This is a genomic window from Pedococcus sp. P2_E4 (genome assembly GCF_056403935.1).
In genome coordinates this window covers 15,662-35,997 of record NZ_JBFUEO010000001.1, presented here as the reverse complement: position 1 = coordinate 35,997, position 20,336 = coordinate 15,662, and the positions used below count along the sequence as shown (strand labels likewise).

18 protein-coding genes are annotated in these 20,336 nt (G+C 71.3%); 11 read left to right on the top strand and 7 right to left on the bottom strand.

Annotation, left to right across the window (positions count from 1 at the left end; translation table 11 throughout):
- Positions 1–40 precede the first annotated feature (40 nt).
- From AC1DV7_RS00160 to AC1DV7_RS00140, 5 genes are all read left to right on the top strand, one after another.
- Positions 41–403: a DUF1304 domain-containing protein gene (locus AC1DV7_RS00160; protein WP_477593363.1), complete on the top strand. Its 363-nt coding sequence runs from the start codon at positions 41–43 to the stop codon at positions 401–403.
- A gap of 144 nt (positions 404–547) precedes the next feature.
- On the top strand, positions 548–1,156 hold the full coding sequence (locus AC1DV7_RS00155) for a PadR family transcriptional regulator (RefSeq protein ID WP_477593361.1): 609 nt from the start codon (positions 548–550) through the stop codon (positions 1,154–1,156).
- The gene (locus tag AC1DV7_RS00150) at positions 1,153–1,878 is read left to right on the top strand and encodes an ABC transporter ATP-binding protein (protein ID WP_477593359.1); all 726 of its coding nucleotides are present in this window, start codon (positions 1,153–1,155) and stop codon (positions 1,876–1,878) included. Before AC1DV7_RS00155 ends, AC1DV7_RS00150 begins: the two co-directional genes overlap by 4 nt.
- A gap of 8 nt (positions 1,879–1,886) precedes the next feature.
- Positions 1,887–4,727, top strand: coding sequence for an FtsX-like permease family protein (locus tag AC1DV7_RS00145; protein WP_477593357.1), 2,841 nt, complete (start codon positions 1,887–1,889; stop codon positions 4,725–4,727).
- 62 nt (positions 4,728–4,789) lie between these two features.
- Positions 4,790–5,398 (top strand): bacterial proteasome activator family protein, encoded by a 609-nt coding sequence (locus tag AC1DV7_RS00140; protein WP_477593355.1) that lies wholly within the window; start codon positions 4,790–4,792, stop codon positions 5,396–5,398.
- Between the two features lies 1 nt (position 5,399).
- Here AC1DV7_RS00140 and AC1DV7_RS00135 read toward each other — a convergent pair whose 3' ends face one another.
- Positions 5,400–6,038, bottom strand: coding sequence for an RNA polymerase sigma factor (locus tag AC1DV7_RS00135; protein ID WP_477593353.1), 639 nt, complete (start codon positions 6,036–6,038; stop codon positions 5,400–5,402).
- A gap of 277 nt (positions 6,039–6,315) precedes the next feature.
- Positions 6,316–7,959 (bottom strand): PucR family transcriptional regulator, encoded by a 1,644-nt coding sequence (locus AC1DV7_RS00130; protein ID WP_477593351.1) that lies wholly within the window; start codon positions 7,957–7,959, stop codon positions 6,316–6,318.
- A 115-nt stretch (positions 7,960–8,074) separates the two neighbouring features.
- Between AC1DV7_RS00130 and AC1DV7_RS00125 the strand changes: the two genes are divergently transcribed.
- The 5 genes from AC1DV7_RS00125 to AC1DV7_RS00105 all read left to right on the top strand — a co-directional run bounded on the left by AC1DV7_RS00125 (position 8,075) and on the right by AC1DV7_RS00105 (position 12,523).
- Complete coding sequence (locus AC1DV7_RS00125) at positions 8,075–9,394, top strand: alpha-hydroxy acid oxidase (protein ID WP_477593349.1); 1,320 nt, start codon at positions 8,075–8,077, stop codon at positions 9,392–9,394.
- A complete protein-coding gene (locus AC1DV7_RS00120) occupies positions 9,391–10,317 on the top strand; it encodes an ABC transporter substrate-binding protein (RefSeq protein WP_477593347.1) in 927 nt (308 codons plus the stop codon). The genes AC1DV7_RS00125 and AC1DV7_RS00120 overlap by 4 nt, the downstream gene beginning before the upstream one ends.
- 11 nt (positions 10,318–10,328) lie before the next feature.
- Complete coding sequence (locus tag AC1DV7_RS00115) at positions 10,329–11,246, top strand: amino acid ABC transporter permease (RefSeq protein WP_477593345.1); 918 nt, start codon at positions 10,329–10,331, stop codon at positions 11,244–11,246.
- The gene (locus AC1DV7_RS00110; RefSeq protein WP_477593343.1) at positions 11,243–12,007 is read left to right on the top strand and encodes an amino acid ABC transporter ATP-binding protein; all 765 of its coding nucleotides are present in this window, start codon (positions 11,243–11,245) and stop codon (positions 12,005–12,007) included. Before AC1DV7_RS00115 ends, AC1DV7_RS00110 begins: the two co-directional genes overlap by 4 nt.
- Positions 12,008–12,142: 135 nt before the next feature.
- A complete protein-coding gene (locus AC1DV7_RS00105; RefSeq protein WP_477593341.1) occupies positions 12,143–12,523 on the top strand; it encodes a RidA family protein in 381 nt (126 codons plus the stop codon).
- On the opposite strand, the gene AC1DV7_RS00100 is transcribed toward AC1DV7_RS00105, so the two are convergent.
- Positions 12,520–13,845 carry an MFS transporter gene (locus tag AC1DV7_RS00100; RefSeq protein ID WP_477593339.1) on the bottom strand — a complete coding sequence of 442 codons (1,326 nt, stop codon included), beginning with the start codon at positions 13,843–13,845 and terminating at the stop codon, positions 12,520–12,522. The two genes, AC1DV7_RS00105 and AC1DV7_RS00100, sit on opposite strands and share 4 nt — an antisense overlap.
- An 80-nt stretch (positions 13,846–13,925) precedes the next feature.
- Between AC1DV7_RS00100 and AC1DV7_RS00095 the strand changes: the two genes are divergently transcribed.
- Positions 13,926–15,578 (top strand): DUF885 domain-containing protein, encoded by a 1,653-nt coding sequence (locus AC1DV7_RS00095; RefSeq protein WP_477593337.1) that lies wholly within the window; start codon positions 13,926–13,928, stop codon positions 15,576–15,578.
- 9 nt (positions 15,579–15,587) lie between these two features.
- Here AC1DV7_RS00095 and AC1DV7_RS00090 read toward each other — a convergent pair whose 3' ends face one another.
- From AC1DV7_RS00090 to AC1DV7_RS00075, 4 genes are all read right to left on the bottom strand, one after another.
- Positions 15,588–17,036 (bottom strand): LVIVD repeat-containing protein, encoded by a 1,449-nt coding sequence (locus tag AC1DV7_RS00090; RefSeq protein ID WP_477593335.1) that lies wholly within the window; start codon positions 17,034–17,036, stop codon positions 15,588–15,590.
- Positions 17,037–17,186: 150 nt separating this feature from the next.
- On the bottom strand, positions 17,187–18,842 hold the full coding sequence (locus AC1DV7_RS00085) for an FAD-binding dehydrogenase (RefSeq protein ID WP_477593333.1): 1,656 nt from the start codon (positions 18,840–18,842) through the stop codon (positions 17,187–17,189).
- 38 nt (positions 18,843–18,880) lie between these two features.
- On the bottom strand, positions 18,881–19,678 hold the full coding sequence (locus tag AC1DV7_RS00080) for an amino acid ABC transporter ATP-binding protein (RefSeq protein WP_477593331.1): 798 nt from the start codon (positions 19,676–19,678) through the stop codon (positions 18,881–18,883).
- Positions 19,675–20,298: an amino acid ABC transporter permease gene (locus AC1DV7_RS00075; protein ID WP_477593840.1), complete on the bottom strand. Its 624-nt coding sequence runs from the start codon at positions 20,296–20,298 to the stop codon at positions 19,675–19,677. Before AC1DV7_RS00075 ends, AC1DV7_RS00080 begins: the two co-directional genes overlap by 4 nt.
- Positions 20,299–20,336 lie beyond the last annotated feature (38 nt).

Here is a 20,336-nt window from a genome sequence, read left to right as displayed (position 1 = left end):
GACCCGGGCGGCCGGGGCACCGCTCTGGGACGCTGGCCCCATGACCGCCCTCGCCACCGTGCTGGTTGCCCTCGTCGCCCTCATCCACGTCTACATCGTCGTGCTCGAGATGTTCCTTTGGACGACCCCGCGCGGCCGGGCCGCCTTCGGCCTCACGCCGGAGTTCGCGGAGCAGACCAAGGCGCTGGCTGCCAACCAGGGCCTCTACAACGGGTTCCTCGCTGCCGGCCTCGTGTGGGGGATCGTCGGACCTGACCACCTGCGGTTCGGCTTCCAGGTGTTCTTCCTGCTCTGCGTGATGGTGGCAGGGGTGTATGGCGCGGCGACCGCGAGCCGCAGGATCCTGGCCGTCCAGACGCTCCCGGCCACCTTGGCCCTGGTCGCTGTGCTGCTCGCCCGCTGACCCCGGGGCGGTCGGACGTCCCACCACGCCGGGATCCTTGACGAACCCCGTGATACTCGGTATACATCTCCCACCGGGGTCTATACCGGGTATGTAGGGGACGCACGGACCGCACGCGCGGTCGGGGAACGGGGGTGGCCGGCGATGTCGGTGAGACAGGGGCTGCTGGCCCTGCTGGCGACCGAGCCGATGTACGGCGCGCGCCTGCGGGCCGAGTTCGAGGCGCGCACCGGGGGCACGTGGCCGCTCAACGTCGGGCAGGTCTACACGACGCTCGCCCGGCTCGAGCGTGACGGGCTCGTCGAGTCGGTCGGCGAGGACGACGAGGGCCGGATCAGCTATCGCCTGACGCGCACCGGCCGGGCCGAGGTCGCCCAGTGGTGGCTCTCCCCGGTCAACCGCGAGACCACCCCTCGCGACGAGCTGGTCATCAAGCTCGCGCTCGCCGTCACCGTCGAGGGGGTCGACGTCCCGCGTGTCGTCCAGACGCAGCGGACCGCCACCCTGCGCCACCTGCAGGACCTCACCCGCCTCAAGCAGCGGGCCACTGCGCACCACGAGTCCGGCGACGACGGGGGCAACGTCGACCTCGCCTGGCTGCTCGTGCTCGAGAACCTCATCTACGCGGGCGAGGCCGAGGTCCGCTGGCTCGACCACGTCGAGGCGCGGTTAGTCCGCGAGGCGAACCGGCCACGCCGGCAGGCCGCCGTCAAGACACCAGCCACCACGACGACCACGGGGGTCACCACATGAGCACCGACGCGATCCTGCGCCTCGACAACGTCACCCGCGTCCACGGCACGGACGGGACCGCTGTCCGGGCCCTCGCCGGAGTCACCCTCGAGGTGCACCCCGGCGAGCTCGTGGCCGTCATGGGACCCAGCGGCTCCGGCAAGTCCACCCTCCTCAACCTCGCGGGCGGGCTCGACGCCCCCACCACCGGGCAGGTCCTCATCGAGGGCCAGAGCATCGGCGCCCTCAAGGGCGACGGGCTCGCCCGGCTGCGTCGGCGCCGGGTCGGGTTCGTGTTCCAGGACTTCAACCTCATCCCGTCGCTGACCGCGGTCGAGAACGTCGCCCTGCCACTCGAGCTCGACGGACAGCGCACCGGCAAGGCCCGTCGCCAGGCCATCGACGCGTTGACACGCGTGGGGGTGCAGGAGCTCGCCGACCGCTACCCCGACAAGATGAGTGGCGGTCAGCAGCAGCGCGTCGCCATCGCCCGCGCCCTGGTGGGCGACCGCCGCCTGGTGCTCGCCGACGAACCCACCGGGGCACTCGACTCGCACACCGGCGAGGGCGTGCTGCGGGTGCTCCGCGAGCGCTGTGACGCCGGGGCGGCCGGGCTGCTCGTGACCCACGAGGCCAGGCACGCCGCGTGGGCCGACCGGGTCGTGTTCCTGCGCGACGGCGTCGTCGTCGACAGCACCGGGTCGGCCCAGACGGCCGAGTCGCTGCTCGACCCCGCGGTCTGAGGCCCGCCGTGAGCACCCTCACCGAGGAGAAGACCACCGCCGGTGTGCCGGGCGGCCCGGTCCCCGACGAACCCCGCGCCTCGCGCTGGTCGCGGTGGAAGGCCTCGTGGCGCGTCGCGCTGCGGATGGCGAAGCGGGATGCCTGGCGCTACAAGGGACGCAGCATCCTCGTCCTCGTCATGGTCGCCCTCCCGGTGGGCGTCCTCGTGGCGACGACCGTGTTCGCGACGAGCTCGAGGGTCTCGACGCTGGAGCGCCTGCCCACCTCGCTCGGCAGTGCCCAGGCGATGATCCTGGGACCTGAGGAGAACGCCACGTGGCAGACCGCCGACCCTGACGAGGGCTGGGCCACCGACGGGGACCACGAGCCCTCGAAGGCCACGCCGATCCCCGGGTTCGACCGTGACCAGAGCCTCGGGTCCGCAGCGAACGTCGCTGCGCTGCAACGGATCACGGGTGGCAGGGTTGTTCCCGTCGGGGACCTGTACATGCGCCGCGTGCTCGATGCCAAGCGTTCCCGAGGGCTCCAGGTCACGACGGTTGACGCTGGCCCCGTGGACCTCGGCAGCAAAGCCGAGCTGGTCTCCGGGCGATGGCCCACGGGCGACCACGAGGTCGTCGCCACCCCCTACGGCATCAGCCGGGGACTGGCCGACCACGGCACCGTGACGCTGCGCCACCAGGGCCGGACGGTCGAGGTGACCGTCGTGGGGGTCGCCAACGTCTTCAACGGCTGGGGCGGCCAGCCGGACGCGGTGTCATCGCGGCCTCTGGACCAGGAAGCCACGTTGGACTGGCACTACCTGCTGCTCCGCGACACCGGGGTGCCGTACTCCGAGGTGAAGCAGTGGAACACCTACGGGCTGCGGGTCACCAGTGCCGAGGCGCTGCGCCACCCACCGTCGGCCTCGGAGCTGCCCGCGACCATGCAGCGGATGAACGACTACCAGTCGCGCGACCTGCAGGCCACCGTCGCCATCGGCGGCGTGATGCTCCTCCTGGTCACGACGCTGCTCGTGGCGCCGGCCTTCGCGGTCAGCGCCTCCCGGCAGCGCCGCACCCTGGCCCTGGCCGCCAGCAACGGCGCCGAGACCCGACAGCTGCGGCGCAAGGTGCTCGCCCAGGCGCTGCTGCTTGGTGCGCTGGCCGCGGTGGCCTCGGCCGCGCTCGCGGTGGCGGGGGTCCGGGTCGCCATGGGGGTCGTCGCCTGGCGGCACCCGTGGACGACGTTCCGCTACTTCGAGGTGCCCTGGTGGGCCCTGGGCGCGGTCATCCTCATGGCCGTCACGAGCGCTCTCGTCGCTGCGCTGATCCCGGCCCTGCGGCTGCGGCGGCTCGACATCGTCGGCGTGATGAAGGGGCAGAGCGTCTCACCCCGGGTCAACCGGGTCATCCCTGTCATCGGGGCCGTGCTGGCCGTGGGTGGTGGAGTCGGACTCGTCGCCGCGGTCGCGACCCGCCAGCGTGAGCTCGCCATCGCTGTGCTGGCGGTCGCGCTGACCCTCGGGGCCCTGATGCTCGTGCCGATCGTCCTGGTGCTCGCCGGCATCCTCGCCTCGCGGCTGCCGGTCGCGGCACGCATGGCGACCCGCGACGCGGCCCGGCACCGCACCCGGTCGGTCCCCACAGTGGCCGCGATCATGGCGGGCACCATCGCCCTCACCATCTTCAGCATCGGGCTGGCGAGCGACAGCGAGCAGCAGCGTCGTGAGTACGTCCCCCAGCAGCTGGCGGGCGAGGGCATGGCCTTCGGGGTCTACGAGGGACCGACGTCGCAGGACCCGGGGCCCCAGATCGTGGAGCCGGTCGAGGAGCTGGTGCGGTCACTGACCCCCGACCTCGTGACCAGCCGACTCGCGTCGGTCACCGTCGCCTACCCCTCCAGCTCGACCGACCCCACGCCGTTCGTCACGGCGGTCAAGCCCGGCTGCACGGTCGCGCGAGCCGTCATGGACACCCAGTTCGGCCCGCGGGGGCCGGTGTGCACCATCGTGGGCACGAACGGGCAGACCTCGATCGCGGTGCTGGCCGCGGCCGACATCGTGCGGATGGCCTCGCTCGAGGCCGCCGACGCCGCAGTGGTCTCCGGTGGCGGGATCATGGTCCGGGACGCGTCACTCATCGCCGGCGGCAAGGTCACCATCGCCTCGGGCAACGCCACACTCAAGCAGAGCGACGGCTCCGTGCAGTCGGTTGCCGACACCACGCTGCGCACCCTCCCGGCAGTGGTCGGCAAGCTCCCGCTGCAGCCGGGGCAGTTCGGCGCCGCGGTCACCCCGGAGACGGCGCAGCGCCTGGGCTGGAAGGTCGGGAACTACAGCCTGCTGCTGCGCAACCCAGACGGCCCGATCAGCGAGGCTGACGAGCAGGCCCTGGGTGACCAGCTCACCGAGGACGGCGGCATGTTCGTCGAGCGCGGCTTCCAGCGCGAGGACAAGCTCATCATGCAGATCATGTTCGCGGCGTTCGGGTTGCTGCTGCTCATCGTCACGCTGATCTCGACGGCGCTGGCCCTCGCCGAGCAGCAGAGCGACATGGGCACCCTCGCGGCCGTGGGCGCGACCAAGGGCACCCGGCGACGGCTCGCGGCCGCCCAGGCAGCCACGGTGGCGTTCATCGGGGTGCTCGTGGGGATCGCCGTCGGGCTCGCCCCCGGCATCGCCGTGACCTACCCGCTCACCGGGTTCTCCTACGACCAGGAGACCGGCCGCGAGCTCACCCCCGACCCGATCACCATCATCCCGTGGCTTCCCCTGTCACTGCTGCTCCTCGGGGTCCCCCTGGTCGCCGCCCTGCTCTCGGCAGCGGCCATCCGGCGGGCGCCGACGATGACACGCCGGGCGGACTAGCGGTGACCCCCACGGGCGGCCGTGTCGAGGCTGCGACGGCCGGGTGGGGCAGGATGGGAGCCATGACCCAGCAGCCTGACCAGCACGCCACCTCGACGCCGGACGAGTTCCGAGGCGACCAGCCCGAGCAGCAGCGGGTCGTCGTCGTCACCCAGGACGGCATGGGTGTCGCGCCGCACTCCCGCGACGAGGACGGCCCCACGAACCCCGCCGACCTGGTCGAGCAGCCTGCCAAGGTGATGCGCATCGGGTCGATGATCAAGCAGCTCCTCGAAGAGGTCCGCAACGCCCCCCTCGACGAGGCCGGCCGCGCCCGGCTCGCCGAGATCCACCGTCGTTCGATCAAGGAGCTCGAGGACGGCCTCGCGCCCGAGCTGATCGACGAGCTCGAGCGGATCGCGTTGCCCTTCAACGAGAACGTGGCGCCGACCGACGCCGAGCTGCGCATCGCCCAGGCACAGCTGGTGGGTTGGCTCGAGGGTCTCTTCCACGGCATCCAGACCGCGCTCTTCGCCCAGCAGATGGCGGCCCAGCAGCAGCTCCAGCAGATCCGCCGGGCGCTTCCCCCGGGTCACCCCGCCGGGGGCGAGACACCTCACCCCGGTATGCCGGGCGGCCCGGGCCCGATCGCCGGTGACGACGAGTCAGGGCCGACGGGGCAGTACCTCTAGGTCACCCGGCGCGGACGTCGGGCTGGGGCTGGGTCGTTGCCACGTATGCCGCTTTCAGGGCACGGCGGGCCCGGTAGGACAGCGCCCGGAAAGCCTCCGGAGTGATGCCTAGCCGGTGCGAGGCCTCGGAGACGCTGAGCTCCTCCACGTAGATGAGCAGGATCGCCTCACGCCAGCTGGGCTGCAGGGTGTCGAGGGCGGCGCGCACATCGCGCCGCGCCTCCTCGGTGAGGAGCTGCTGGTCGAGTCCGGGGCGGGCGTCCGGTACCCCGTGCAGCGCCTCGTCCGGGGCGACCGCGGGAGAGTGACGATGCCCCGCACGGCGGGCGTGCCCGGCCGACAGGTTGCGGACGCTCACAGCCAGGTAGGCCATTGCGTTGTCGTCGGGGCCGTGACCGTTGGCCAGCGCTCGGAGCAGCCTGGCGAAGGCTTCCGAGACGAGGTCCTGCGCGGCGAAGTCGGGGAAGGCGTGGCGCCGAGCCACCCTGGTGAGCGCGGCGAGGTGACGGGAGTACAGCTCGGCGACGGCGTCGGCGTCACCCCGGCGGGCCGCGGCGAGCAGCGGCGCATCGGACGGGAAGGGTTGTCGGGCAGGCGGGCGGGAGGGGGCAGCGACAGGTGTGAGGACAGACGTGGGCATGGCGGTATGGCTCCAGGTGCTCGGTGAGGTGACTTCACGGCCAGGGGGACTCCGTGCGGAGTCGGCCCGTTCCGGCCGGTGACTGGTCAACAGCCCTGCGTGGCCGAGCCACCTGTTGCCTGCAGCCGTCGATCGGCGCAGGAAGAGAGTGCCAGCGCGCCAGACCGCATTCCTTGGGCAGTCGTACGGATTTCGCCGATGCCCATTGGCCGGACTGACAGGAGGCGCGGGGTCATTCGGGACACCGCCGGGCATTCCGCCCAGCTGGGGCCGCGTCTCAGGTGGTCGCGTCGACCGAGTCCGCGAGCTCGGAGCCGGCGACCCGCAGGGCGAGCCACAGCCGGACATGGGGGTCCTCGATCGCGATCTGGAACTCGTCGACCAGTCGGGTCAGGCGGTAGCGAACGGTGTTCTTGTGGACGTGGAGCAAGGCCGCCATCTCGGAGATGTTGCCGTTGGTCAAGGAGTACGCCCGCAAGGTCTGGAGGTAGTCCGTCTGGTGCTTGAGGTCGTGCGCGCTGATGACGGTGACGGCGTCCCCCTCGCCCAGCTCGTGGTCGGCGATGAACTGCTGGATCCGCAACAGGTTGAGGGGAATCCGGTGGTCCTCGAAGAGGGCGACCGAGGACGATCCGGAGGCCCGGCGCCACAGGTAGGAGAGGGTGCTCAGCGCTTCGTCCTTGGACTTCGGGAGCGCGTCGACCGACGCGGCGACGCTCCCCACCGCGGCCACCATGGGGAACTCGCTGATGGTGTGCGAGTGGGACTCCACCTCGCGCAGGATGCGCCGGTGCCTGTCTCGGGCACCCTCCCCCGACCCGGTCAGCACGGCATACACGGTGGACTCGATGAGCGCCGTGGCGCTCTGGCTGACGTAGACGTTGCACACGGTGGTCACCAGGTGCAGGAGGCGGTGTGCCTCGCGGGCCAGGTCGAGTCGTGCCGACTCGGGCCTGACGACCGCGAAGGCTGCGACGGCGAGGCCGCCTCGTGGGTCGAGCCCCAGCTGGGCAGCGGCAAAGGAGGCGTGGACGGGATCCTCCATGAGGGTCCGTATGAGGTCGCCGTTGCGACGTTCTCCGAAGTCCGACGCCGACCGCGCGTGGAGCATGTGCAGCCCGATGAGCGGAGCGATCCTGTCGAGCGCCTCGAGCGCGGCAGCGCGACGCTCCTCGCCGGGGTCGATGAGCCAGACGGACCCCAGGAGCTCGCCACCGGCCCGGACCGCGAGCGCGAGCCGGTCCGAACCGCCTTCGTCCAAGGGGATGTGGACCGCCCGGGGTGAGGCGTAGACGACCTTGTAGTCGTCGTCGAACGCCGGCGGCGTCGTCTCCCGGAGCGCGAGGGTGGTCGCCCTGCGCAGCTCGTCGATCTCCTGGCCGGGGAGAGTGGAGTAGCCGACGATCTGCCCGCGGGGGTCGACGATGCTGGCGGCAGCGTTCGTCATCGATGCGATCGCGTTCGCGAAGGCGTAGAGGTCACCGAGCCGGGCGCCGGAGACCGAGTCGGCCGCCGCTCCCATGACGGACGCCCGCGCGACCGTCGCGAGGCGCGACCAGTCGGCCGAGTCGGGCGCGATGAGCAGCGCGAGGCTGTGGTGGACGCCTGCCGCACGGAGCTGCTCGACCGAAGCGCCGTGCGCCTTCACGATGACGGCCGCAGCCCTGCTGTTGGCGGCGCGGTGGAGCAGCTGGTCGAAGTCCGGCGTCCCGGCCGAGATGCCGACCGCGAGGATGATCCGGTCGTCGATGTTGGTCCAGTCGTCCAGCGGGTCGTACATGAGCACGTCGGAGACGGGATGCTCGAGGTTGGCCGTGGTCGGGTTGGCATGCACCAGCTCGGAGTGTGTGAGCTCGATGAAGTCCGCGAGCCGGGCGACTTGCGCCTCTGGATCCCACTGCCCGCCGGTGGCCGCGTCCACGATTGGACGTTACCACCAGAGCCCGCCGGTTCTTCTGGCCTTTCCTCCATGCCCTCGCCCGGCGATCTGGGCAACGATCTGAGCCAATCTCCGATCGACGAGGATGGGAACAGCAGTGAGAGTCAGCGATGTCAGGGCACTGGTCACGGTGCGGCGACCCGCCACGTCGGCGTCGGATCGCTTGTCGCGCAAGTACTTCAGCGTCGACGACCTGAGGCGCGCTGCCGACAGGCGCCTGCCCCGGAGCGTCTTCGACTACCTCGAGGGTGGCGCTGAGGACGAGGTGTCGCTCCGGCGCAACCGCACGTCCTTCGACGACTGGACGTTCCTCCCCCGCTGGGGGTCGGTGGCCGACCTCGCGCTGGGTTCACAGCTCCTCGGCGGCCCCGTCGCGATGCCACTGACCCTGTCCCCGACAGGCGGCACGCGGCTCTTCCACCGCGACGGCGAGATCGGCGCGGCCCGCGCGGCAGCGGGCGCGGGGATCCCCTACGGCCTGGCACACCTCAGCACGACCGCCATGGAGGAGGTCACAGCAGCGACCCCTCGCCTGCGCCGGTGGTTCAACCTCGAGCCCACGACGGACAAGGTCGAGCTGCAGGCCGTCCTGGACCGCGTCTCGCGGGCCGGCTACGAGGCGTTGCTCGTCAATGTCGACTGTCGCGCCATCGGGCACCGCGAGCGCGACCACCGCAACGGTTTCACCGCGCCCCCGTCCATCAAGCCGCGGACCATCGTGGAGGGCGCCTTGCACCCGGCGTGGAGCCTGGGTTTCCTGACGCAGGACGCGATCGCCTTCCCGAACCTCGACGCCACGATCCCCGAGGGGCCGCTGGCCAGCTCGCCGGCGATGTGGCGCACCCTGCTCGCCGGCACCTACGAGCCCGCCGACTGGACGGACATCGCCGACCTCCGCGACCGCTGGGCCGGCCCGATCGTCCTCAAGGGGTGCGTCAACCCGGCCGACGCCGTCAGGGCTGCCGACCTCGGCATCGATGCGATCCAGGTCAGCAACCACGGCGGCCGTCAGCTCGACCACATGGCGTCTCCCCTGGACGTCCTCCCGGACATCGTCCAGGCGACCGCGGGCCGGATCGAGCTCATCGTCGACGGGGGCATCCGGCGCGGGTCCGACGTCGTCAAGGCCATCGCGCTGGGAGCCACCGCGTGCGCGATCGGCCGGCCGTACCTCTATGGGCTCTCCGTGGCCGGGGAGGCAGGCGTGGCCCATGTCCTGCGCCTCTTCAGCGAGGAGATGACCCGCACGATGGCGCTGCTCGGCGTCTCGACGATCGACGAGCTCCGCGAGCGTGGACCTGAGCTGCTCAGGCACCGCAGTGAGGTCGCCATCCCCACAGCGCGGCGAGTGGACCGTCCACTCGTCGAGAGCCCACGGGCCCGGACGGCCCGCGCGGGCGAGAGGAGCACTGCATGAAGACGTCGCCCCTGCCCGGCGCACCCCGGCGCCTCAGGTCGACCTGCTCGACCGCGGCGGTCGTGGCAGCGCTGCTGCTGACCACCGCCTGCGGGCCGGGGGGTGACGCCTCGGCGGACGCGCAGCCTGCCACCGGTGCGCCGGCCGTCCCCGTCGACACCGCGGCCGCCCAGCTCCTGCCGTCGCCCATCAAGGCGAGCAAGACACTCAGGGTGGCGATCCCGACCAACGAGCCGCCGGTCCAGTTCTACCGCGAGGGCACGAAGGAGATGACGGGGGTCAACCCGGACCTGGCCCGCCTCATCGGGCAGGCCCTCGGCGTCACGGTGGACATCAAGGTCGTCAACTTCGACCAGATCATCCCCGGGATCGCGGCGGGGCGGTACGACCTCACCGTCTCCTCGATGACGCCCACCGCCGAGCGGATGAAGGTGCTCGACTTCGTCGACTACCTGCAGATCGGGACCTCTGTCGCCGTGCCGAAGGGCAACCCGCTCAAGCTCGACCAGAACTCGTTGTGCGGCAAGCGAGTCGGGGTGCTCACCGGCTCGTACCAGCTCACGGTGGACGTGCCGACCCTGGACAAGGCCTGCTCGGCAGCCGGGCAACCGAAGATCGCGACCGGGCAGTACCAGGACACCCGGCAGGCCGTCTCTGCCCTGACGAGCGGCCGGCAGGATGCCGTGCTCGCGGACTCGCCGATCCTCAGCTATGCCGCCAAGCAGAACCCGGCGATCGCGGTGGCGTCGACCTACGAGTTCGCCCCGGTCGGGGTGGGGATGCCGAAGTCCTCGGGACTCGTCCAGGCCGTGGCACCTGCCCTGAAGTCCCTGATCACGACGCCGGCGTACCGGAAGGCCCTGGGCACGTACGGGCTCGAGTCCGGCGCCGTCACCGACGCCCGCGTCAACGCCGCCCAGTAGGAGGAAGTCCCATGCACGATCACGTCGGCGGCGTCGTCCACGCCGGGTCACTCACGGCGCAGGACGCGCCCACCGTGGTGCCGCTGCGGCACCCGGTGCGAACAGCCATCGCCATACTCCTGCTGCTGCTGGCCGCGTTCGCGGCCTGGGACGTCGCCAGGAACCCCGGCTACCACTGGGACGTCGTCCTGGCCTACCTCTTCGCGAAGCCGATCCTCGCCGGGGCGGCGCTCACCGTCATCCTCACGGTGGTCGCGGAGACTGCGGGGGTCGCACTCGGCACCGTGCTGGCCATCATGCGCCTCTCGGCCAACCCCATCGTGAGCACGATGAGCCGCGGCTACATCTGGTTCTTCCGGGGGACGCCGCTGCTCGTCCAGCTGGTCTTCTGGTACAACATCGCCGCGCTCTACCCGACGATCTCGATCGGCATCCCGTTCGGTCCCTCCTGGGCCATCGCCTCCGCGAACTCGTTGGTCACCCCACTGGTGGCGGCCATCCTGGGCCTGTCCCTCAACGAGGCCGCCTACATGGCCGAGATCATCCGCGGCGGGATCCAGTCGGTCGACGCAGGCCAGCACGACGCGGGACGCGCGCTCGGGATGAACGGTCGGCAGCTGATGCGACGCGTGATCCTGCCGCAGGCGATGCGCGTCGTCCTGCCGCCGACGGGTAACCAGGTCATCTCGATGTTGAAGAGCACGTCGCTCGTCAGCGTCCTCGCCATCGCCGACCTGCTCTACCAGGCCCAGATCATCTACTCCAGCAACTACCAGACGATCGCGCTCCTCATCGTGGCAAGCCTCTGGTACCTCGTCATGACGACGGCGCTGACCTTCGTCCAGACCAGGCTCGAGCGTCGCTACGGCCGTGGCTTCGATGCCTCGTCCTCCCGCGGTCCCCGCGCGCGGAAGGGGCTCTCACGATGAGCACCCCCATGGTGGAGGCGGTCGGGGTCCGCAAGGCCTTCGGCGGGACGCAGATCCTCAAGGGAGTCGACCTCACCGTCGGACGTGGCTCGGTGACCTGCCTCATCGGGCCCTCCGGCTCGGGCAAGACGACCTTCCTGCGGTGCATCAACCACCTCGAGAAGGTCGACGCCGGTCGGCTGTCCGTCGACGGGCGGCTGGTGGGCTACACCGAGCGGGACGGGCGCCTGCACGAGGTGAAGGAGCGCCAGACCGCACGAGCACGACTGGACGCCGGCATGGTCTTCCAGCGGTTCAACCTCTTCCCCCACCTGACCGCCGTGGAGAACATCGTGGCCGCCCCCGTGCACGTCCTGGGCCGGCCCAGGGACGAGGTCACCGTCGAGGCCCTGGAGCTGCTCGCGCGCGTCGGTCTGCGGCATCGCGGCGACGCCTATCCGCAGCAGCTCTCCGGTGGCCAGCAGCAGCGGGTCGCCATCGCCCGCGCCCTGGCCATGAAGCCGAAGCTGATGCTCTTCGACGAGCCCACCTCGGCCCTCGACCCCGAGCTGGTCGGCGAGGTGCTCGACGTCATGAGGTCTCTGGCGGAGGCCGGGATGACCATGGTCGTCGTGACGCACGAGCTCGGCTTCGCCCGGCAGGTCGGCGACCAGGTGGTGTTCATGGACCAGGGCGTCGTCGTCGAGAGCGGACCGCCCGAGGTCGTCCTCGGGTCCCCCCGGCACGACCGCACCCGAGCCTTCCTCTCGAAGGTCCTCTAGTCCCGCCGTCCCCGCCGTCCCCGCCGTCCCCGCCGTCGCGCGGCTCTGCCCCACCTTCGGCACCCACGCCGTACCGACCCCTGCACACCCCATACCAACCGCGGCCCTGCCGCCCCTCAGAACGGAGCTCACTGCATGTCCCGCACCCAGGTCACGACCCCTGACGCCCCGGCCCCGGCCGGTCCCTACTCGCACGCGATCGTCGCGAACGGGTTCCTCTTCACTGCGGGCCAGACCCCCCACGACCCCGCCAGCGGCCAGGTCGTCGGCCACGGGATCGAGGAGCAGACCGTCCAGGCCCTGACCAACGTCGCCGCCGTCCTCGCGGCCCACGGCCTGGACTTCACGCACGTGGTCAAGGCGACGGTCCACCTGCACCACCCCGGGAGGGACTTCGACGGCTTCAACGCGGCCTACGAGCGCATCGTCGACCAGCCCTATCCGGCCCGCACGACCGTCGGGTCGTTCCTCGGCGACTTCCTCGTGGAGGTCGACGTCGTCGCCGCCCTCCCCTAGCCGGTGGGCGGCGCGGCACCGTCGGTGGCTGCCCGCGGGGCGGCCTCGGCTGCCGCGGCGACGGCGATCTGGCGCAGCGGCGAGGTCCACGCGAACACCGCGCCGACCAGCCCGATCGCGACCACGGCCACCATCGCGCCCCGCACCCCCAGCGGGCCCGCGAGCGCGCCGGCAACCACTGCGCCGAGGGTCCAGCCGACGCCCCACGACAGCATCCGGCCGGCTGTGTTGACGCGGGAGAGGAGGTGTTCGGGAGTCACCTGCTGTCGATAGTTGAGCGAGTTGATGATCACCACCTGGTAGGCCACGCCCCACACGACCATGAGGACCGTGACGACGGCCCAGTGCGTCGCGGTCGCGACCGCCAGCCCAGCCAGCGCCGACACCGGGATCCACGTCAATGTCAGGCGGGCGGCACTGGCCCGGCGCAGCATCCGGGGCGTGAGCGCAGCCGCGAGGATGCCGCCCAGCCCCCACACGGAGTAGACGAGGCCGAAGCGCCAGCCCGAGGTGCCGATGCCGAGCGTGCGGTCCGACCAGGGCACCAGCAGCGCCATGAACCCGGCACCGGAGACGGACTGGATCATCCCGATGAGCGAGTTGGACCGCACCCCGGCATGGCGCCAGAGGAAGCGCACACCCTCGCGCACGTCGGCCCCCATCGCCGCTGCGCTCAGCGGCGCCCGGCCCTCCCGCGTCCTCGACAGGGCGCGGCCGATCCCCCGCACGAGCAGCGCGGACACCGCGAAGGTCAGGGCGTCGACGACCAGCAGGTCGGCGGGGTGCATCACGGCCAGCAGCAGGCCCACGCTCGCCGGGACGAGGAGGTCGAGCACGCCCCCGAAGCCCCAGATCGCCGCGTTCGCCTCGCCCACGCGGTTCCTGCCCACCAGCACGGGCAACGCACCGAAGTTGGCTCCGTCGAAGAACGTGAACAACGCCTGCGCCACGAACCCGACCACCAGGACCTGTGCCACCGTCAGCACGCCGAGCCACCAGGCCACCGGGACCGACGCGATGACCACGGCGCACGCCAGGTCGGCCGTGACCATCACCCGCTTGCGGTCCCAGCGGTCCCCGAGGGCGCCGGCGAACAGACCCACCAGCACGTACGGGAGGGCCTCGAGCACCGTGGTCAGGGCCGTGAGGGACGGCGAGTGGCTCAACCGGTAGACGAGGACGGGCATCGCGACCGCCGTGGCGAGCGACCCGGAGACCGAGACCATCCGGGCCAGCCAGTAGCGCCGGAAGTCGGCGTCGTCGCGCAGCCTGCCCGCAAGGACACTGTCGTCGACGTCGTCGCCGGGCCGTTCGGTGGTCACGAGATCCGAGTCTGCCGGGTCGGCCGCCGAACACCCCGACCCGGGCCCGCCGTGTCGGGTGTCCACGCTACGTTCGGGTCATGACGACGGATGTGCGCCAGCTGGCCGACGACTACCACGACTACACGATGTCGGTGAGCCCGAGCTGGGCGCACCTGCTCGGTGACTACCGGTTCGCCGACCGGTTCGAGGACGCCAGCCGGGACGCCGAGGACGCCGACATCGCCCGGTCGCGCGAGTTCGCGGCTCGCGCCGCTGCCATCCCCGACGACGGGCTGAGCCTGCAGGACCGCGCGACGCGTGACGTCGTGGCGTTCCAGGCAACCAGCTCGGCCGACGTCGCCGAGGGTCGCACCGCGGAGTTCGCCGTCAACCCCGTGTTCGGCCCGCAGGTCGACCTGCCGCTCACCGTGGCCAACCTCGCGCTGCCCACGGTCGACGTCGCCGAGGCCATGGTCGCCAAGTTCCGGGCGATGGGCCAGTACCTCCGGGACAGCGCCGAGCGACACCGCGAGGGCGTCGCCTCGGGCCGCACCCCGGCCGCCTTCGCGGTGGCAGAGACGGTCCCTCAGCTGGACGCGTGGCTGGCCACCCCCCTCGCCGACGACCCGTTGCTCCAGACCTCCACGCCGCCCTCCGGTCTCGACGTCGACGCGTGGCGAGGGCGGCTGGTCGCAGCGATCGAGGAGTCGGTGCGCCCCGGCCTGCAGGTCTACCGCGACGTCCTCGCCACCGAGGTCGCCCCGCACACCCGCCCCGACGAGCACTGCGGGCTGGTCTGGCTCCCCGACGGCGAGCAGACCTACGCGCGCTCGCTGGCCGCCAGCACCACGACCACGCTGACCGCCCAGCAGATCCACGACCTCGGGCTGCAGCAGGTCGCCTCCCTCGAGCAGGAGTACTCCACGCTCGGCGGCGAGGTGCTGGGCACGTCCGACGTCCCCGCGATCTACGAGCGGCTGCGCACCGACCCCGAGCTGCGTCACCATGACGCCTCCGAGATCCTGGCCGAGTGCGAGACGGCCTTCGCGCGGGCGCGCGCCGAGATGCCGTCGTGGTTCAACCGCCTCCCCGCGGCCGAGTGCGAGATCAGGACGACGAGCCACGGCGCCCTGGGCTTCTACTACCCGCCGTCCGACGACGGTTCGCGCGGTGGCGTGTTCTACGTCAACACGTCCGACCCGACGGCGTGGGGCCGCGTCGAGATCGAGGCCCTGGCCTACCACGAGGGCATCCCGGGCCACCACCTCCAGCTGGCGATCGCGGCCGAGCTCACCGACCTGCCCGCCCTGCGCCGCCACACGACCTTCAACGCCTACGCCGAGGGCTGGGGGCTCTACACCGAGCGACTGGCCGACGAGATGGGCCTCTACTCCACCCCGCTGACCCGCCTCGGCATGCTGACGATGGACTCCGTGCGGGCCTGTCGCCTCGTCGTCGACACCGGTCTGCACGCCCTCGGCTGGAGCCGCCAGCAAGCCATCGACTACATGGTGGCCAACTCACCGATGTCCAGGGCCAACGTCACCAGCGAGGTCAACCGGTATGCCGTGCTGCCGGGTCAGGCGTGCGGCTACATGATCGGGCGGCTCGAGCTCCTGAGGATCCGCCGCGAGGCCGAGGAGCGCCAGGGCGACGCGTTCGACATCAAGGCCTTCCACGACGCCGTCCTCGACGGGGGCAGCCTGCCGCTGGGCGTGCTCGACACGATCGTGCGCGACCGGCTGCCCTGACCCAGGCGGTCAGGGCATCAGCCCCCGCGGCAACGACTGGGTCGTCGGCGTCGCCGCCTGGCCGGGGAGGTCGACCGTGTAGACGTCCAGGCCCCGGACCAGGTCGACCGAGTACGCGATGTTCGTCTTGCGGTCGGTCCTGACGTCCTGGTGGTTGTAGTCGGGCACCCAGTACGAGTCCCACACCTCCGAGGCGCCCCAGACCGCGTGACCGTATGGCGTGATGTGCCGGGGGTTCCGGACGTCGACGAGCTGGGTGCCGCCGCCGTAGAACCCGACGGTCACGATTCCGGACGGGTGGAAGTCGAACCAGTGCGCGGAGCAGAACCCACCGACGGGGAGCGGGAAGGAGCCCAGGTCGGCCACCTCCACCTTGTCGAGCGGCACGATCGCGTCAGGGGTGCCGTCCAGCCGCTTGACCCACCAGGTCTGGAACGAGCCGGCCTTCGAGCAGTCGACCTGCTCGTAGTCCTCCTCGGTCACGAGCAGGACGTTGCCGTTGGCCAGGCTGGGCTCCGCGTCCGGGACGAAGGCCTCGGCGTTCGGCCGGAACGAGTTGTGGTGGATGAAGTCGTTGTAGCCGTTCCTCGTCACACCGTCCGGCTCGAAGCCGCGGCCGGCCAGACCGGTCGTCGTGACCAGGCGAGGGTGCAGCGGGTCGCGCACGTCGAAGACCGAGGAGCCGTTGTAGCCGGTGTGCGTGCCGAAGCCCGCCTTGTCGAAGTTCCACTTGTGCCCGCCCGAGGGTGACGCGAACGGCTGGACCCCGGCGACGGCCGGGTCGGCGTCGACCTCATGGGGCGCGTCCAGGTTGTCGAGGTCCATCAGCGAGAAGTTCGTGCGCCCCCCGGCGGAGTAGGCGAACCGGCAGTCACGGTCGTCGACGCACGCCACCGTGTGGGTGCTGGTCGACGCGGTGGCGCTGGACTGGAGCCGCGGCTTCGTCGGGTCCGTCACGTCGACGACGATGAGCTCTTTGCCACCCAGCGCGGACGCGGTGTGCTGGATGTCGGCGGACACGTCATACGTGTCGACCCCGATGAGGGCGAACCGCTTCGTGCCGGTCTTGGTCCTGCGCTCGCCACAGTTGATCGCCTCGTTCTCGAACACGAGGTTGGGGATGGTGCCCACGAGCTTGGGCGCCACGGGGTCGCTCACGTCGAAGACGCTCAGCGAGTCCAGCGAGGACATCACGAACAACGGTGCCGTCTTGAGGAAGCACCCCGAGATGCCTGCCGTCTCGGGGAAGTTCGCAGCCAGCCGGGTGTTCGGGCTGTTGACGAGCGGCACGGACGTGCCCGCGCTCGAGGCGGCGGCCCGCTTCTCCGCGGCTCGATGGGCGTCGTCCTTGCGGTCGCCGTGGGCCTGGGCACCACCGGCGCCGAGCAGGCTCGCGGTCAGGGCGACGGCAAGGGCTGCGGCGAGGCGTGCAGGGACGAGGGGTGCGGTGCGGCGCATGGGTCCTCCTGGGTGGGCTCTGGTCACTCAACGAGAGGAGGCCCCCCGGGGTCACGCGCGGGATGACCTGCGAGCCCGCGGGGCCGCTGCCGCGGGCAGCGTCCCGTGCGCAGTGGCCCTCAGCGCACGGAGGCCGATCCCTCAGCCGCCTCAGCCGACAGCGGCCGCAGCCGCGCGCCCCGCCGTGCGGCCACCGAAGATGCACCCACCGAGGAAGGTCCCCTCGAGCGCCCGGTACCCGTGCACCCCACCGCCGCCGAACCCGGCGACCTCACCCGCGGCATACAGGCCGGGCACCGGATCACCCGACGCGGACAGGACGCGCGACGAGAGGTCGGTCTCGAGGCCGCCCAGGGTCTTGCGCGTGAGGATGTTGAGCCGCACGGCGATGAGCGGACCGGCCTCCGGGTTGAGGATCTTGTGCGGGCTGGCCGTGCGGATCAGCTTGTCGCCGCGGTAGTTGCGGGCCCCGCGCAAGGCGGTCACCTGGGCGTCCTTGCAGAACGCGTTGTCGAGCTGGCGGTCGCGCTCGACGACCTGGCGCTCCAGGTGCGCGTAGTCCAGCGGCGCGTCGGGCGTGAGGGCGTTCATCTTGTCGACGAGCTCGCGCAGGGTGCCGGCCGACACGAAGTCGGCGCCCTTGTCGACGAAGGCCCGCACCGGTGCGGGCATGTCGGCCCTGGCGCGGCCGATGACGTCCTTGACCGACTTGCCGGTCAGGTCGGGGTTCTGCTCCGACCCCGAGAGCGCGAACTCCTTGCCGATGATCTTGCTCGTGAGGACGAACCAGCTGTGGTCGTGCCCCGTCCTGCGCAGGTGGGCGAGGGTGCCCAGGGTGTCGAATCCGGGGAACAACGGCGCGGGCAGCCGGTTGCCGTTGCCGTCGAACCACAGCGAGCTCGGACCCGGGAGGATGCGGATGGCGTGGTCGGGCCAGATGGGGTCCCAGTTCTCGATGCCCTCGACGTAGTGCCACATCCGGTCGCGGTTGACGATGCGCCCACCCGCGGCTTCCGTGATCGCGAGCATGCGACCGTCGACGTATGCCGGGACGCCGGTGAGCATGTGCTGCGGCGCCTTCCCGAGCCGGTCGGGCCAGTTCTCGCGGACGAGGTCGTGGTTGGCTCCGATTCCTCCGCTGGTCACGACGACTGCCTGGGCCGACAGCTCGAACTCCCCCGCCTCGTCCCGCCGGGAGGGGCGGCCACGCTCGACGTCGTCGGGAGCCAGGACAGTGCCGCGGACGCCGGTGACGGCGCCACCAGAGGTCACCAGCTCGTCGACCCGGTGCCGGTGCCGGAGCTCGACGCGTCCGGTCCTGACGTGCTCGGCGACCCGGCGCAGGAACGGCTCGAGGACCCCCGGTCCGGTGCCCCACGTGACATGGAAGCGCGGCACCGAGTTGCCGTGCCCGGAGGCCGACCCGTCACCGCGCTCGGCCCAGCCGACGACCGGGAACCACCGCATCCCCTGCTCGTGCAGCCAGGCGCGCTTCTCGCCCGCGGCGAAGTCGACGTAGGCGCGCGCCCACTGGATGCCCCACCGGTCCTCGTCCTCGAGCCGGTCGAAGCCGGCCGTGCCCTGCCAGTCCTGCCACAGCAGGTCGGCACTGTCCTTGATGCCCATCCGTCGCTGTTCCGGGCTGTCGGCGAACAGCAGACCCCCGAAGGACCAGTGCGCTTGGCCACCCAGGTTGGCAGCGTTCTCCTGGTCGACCACGAGCACGCGGCGGCCCGCATCGGCGAGCTCGGCGGTGGCGACCAGTCCGGCCAGTCCGGCCCCGACCACGATGACGTCAGCGTCCATGTCGGCACCCTATGGGGCGGCGATCGGAGCGGGGCAGGTTACAGCGGGTCCAGGATCCGGTGCAGGAACTGCCGGGCCCGCTCGGTCTGCGGCTTCGACAGCACCTCGGCCGGGGATCCGCGCTCCACGATCACGCCACCGTCCATGAACAGCACCTGGTCGGCGACCTGCTGGGCGAACCGGATCTCGTGCGTCACCACGACCATCGTCCAGCCCTGTGCCGCAAGGTCCTTCATCGTGGCGAGGACCTCGCCCACGAGCTCGGGGTCGAGCGCCGACGTCGGCTCGTCGAAGAGCATGAGCTCGGGCCGGATCGCGAGGGCCCGGGCGATCCCCACCCGCTGCTGCTGGCCACCGGACAGCTGGAACGGGTAGGAGTCGGCCTTCTCGGCCAGTCCGACGGCCTCCAGCAGCGCGCGGGCCTCGCGCTCGGCCTCGGCCGGCGGGCGCTTCTGCACGACGACCGGTCCCGCGGTGACGTTCTGCAGGACGGTCATGTGGGGAAACAGGTTGTGGGCCTGGAACACCATGCCGCTCTGCGCCCGCAGCCGCACCAGGTCGTCCTTGGCGACCGGTCCCGAGTAGTCGACGTCGACGTGACCGATCCGGACCTGCCCGGCGTCGGGTCGCTCGAGGGCGTTGAGCGAGCGCAGGACGGTCGTCTTGCCCGAGCCCGACGGACCGATCAGCACCGTGACCGTGCCGGCGTGCACCTCGAAGTCGATCGAGCGCAGCACCTGGTTGTCGCCGAACGCCTTGGCGAGACCGCGTACGGAGACCAGCGCGCCCTCGGCCGGGTCCTGCGACGTCGGGGTGTAGCCCAGCGGGTCGGTCATCGCGCCACGTACCTGTTCTCTCGCGCCTCGAGGCGGTTCTGGAGGATGGACAGCAGGTGGCACACGACCCAGTAGTACGCCGCCGCCACCGCGTAGAGCTCGAAGAACTGGAACGTCGGCGCCGCGACCTCCTGCGCCTTGCGCATCAGCTCGCCGACCTGGATGGTCGAGGCCAGCGAGGTGTCCTTGACGAGCGAGATCAGGGTGTTCGACAGGGGCGGGATCGCGTTGCGCGTGGCCTGTGGCAGGACGACCTTGCGCAGGGTGGTGGTGTAGCCCATGCCAATGGTCGAGGCGGCTTCCCACTGCCCCTTCGGGACCGACAGGATCGCCGCCCGGATCACCTCCGCGGCATAGCCGCCGACGTTGAGGGACAACGCGATGATGGCTGCGGGGAAGGGGTCGAACCGGATCCCCACCGACGGCAGGCCGTAGTAGATGAGGAACAGCTGCAGCAGCAGCGGCGTCCCCCGGATGATGGAGATGTAGACACGGGCGACGCCCGACACCACGCGGACCGGCGACAGCCGCATGAGCGCCACGACGAGCGCGAGGGCCAGACCCAGGACGAAGCTCGCAGCAGTGAGCGGGATCGTCCCGAGCACCATGGCCTTGAGCATCGGCCAGAGGCTGTCCCTGACCAGGGTGAGGGTCTGGC

What these genes read in the sequence shown, in the direction of transcription:
- AC1DV7_RS00160 (WP_477593363.1), top strand. Translation starts at nt 41, where the DNA reads ATGACCGCCCTCGCCACCGTGCTGGTTGCCCTCGTCGCCCTCATCCAC.
- AC1DV7_RS00080 (WP_477593331.1), bottom strand. Translation starts at nt 19,678, where the DNA reads ATGACCGACCCGCTGGGCTACACCCCGACGTCGCAGGACCCGGCCGAG.
- AC1DV7_RS00075 (WP_477593840.1), bottom strand. Translation starts at nt 20,298, where the DNA reads ATGCTCAAGGCCATGGTGCTCGGGACGATCCCGCTCACTGCTGCGAGC.
- AC1DV7_RS00120 (WP_477593347.1), top strand. Translation starts at nt 9,391, where the DNA reads ATGAAGACGTCGCCCCTGCCCGGCGCACCCCGGCGCCTCAGGTCGACC.
- AC1DV7_RS00135 (WP_477593353.1), bottom strand. Translation starts at nt 6,038, where the DNA reads ATGCCCACGTCTGTCCTCACACCTGTCGCTGCCCCCTCCCGCCCGCCT.
- AC1DV7_RS00140 (WP_477593355.1), top strand. Translation starts at nt 4,790, where the DNA reads ATGACCCAGCAGCCTGACCAGCACGCCACCTCGACGCCGGACGAGTTC.
- AC1DV7_RS00105 (WP_477593341.1), top strand. Translation starts at nt 12,143, where the DNA reads ATGTCCCGCACCCAGGTCACGACCCCTGACGCCCCGGCCCCGGCCGGT.
- AC1DV7_RS00095 (WP_477593337.1), top strand. Translation starts at nt 13,926, where the DNA reads ATGACGACGGATGTGCGCCAGCTGGCCGACGACTACCACGACTACACG.
- AC1DV7_RS00155 (WP_477593361.1), top strand. Translation starts at nt 548, where the DNA reads ATGTCGGTGAGACAGGGGCTGCTGGCCCTGCTGGCGACCGAGCCGATG.
- AC1DV7_RS00090 (WP_477593335.1), bottom strand. Translation starts at nt 17,036, where the DNA reads ATGCGCCGCACCGCACCCCTCGTCCCTGCACGCCTCGCCGCAGCCCTT.
- AC1DV7_RS00115 (WP_477593345.1), top strand. Translation starts at nt 10,329, where the DNA reads ATGCACGATCACGTCGGCGGCGTCGTCCACGCCGGGTCACTCACGGCG.
- AC1DV7_RS00150 (WP_477593359.1), top strand. Translation starts at nt 1,153, where the DNA reads ATGAGCACCGACGCGATCCTGCGCCTCGACAACGTCACCCGCGTCCAC.
- AC1DV7_RS00085 (WP_477593333.1), bottom strand. Translation starts at nt 18,842, where the DNA reads ATGGACGCTGACGTCATCGTGGTCGGGGCCGGACTGGCCGGACTGGTC.
- AC1DV7_RS00110 (WP_477593343.1), top strand. Translation starts at nt 11,243, where the DNA reads ATGAGCACCCCCATGGTGGAGGCGGTCGGGGTCCGCAAGGCCTTCGGC.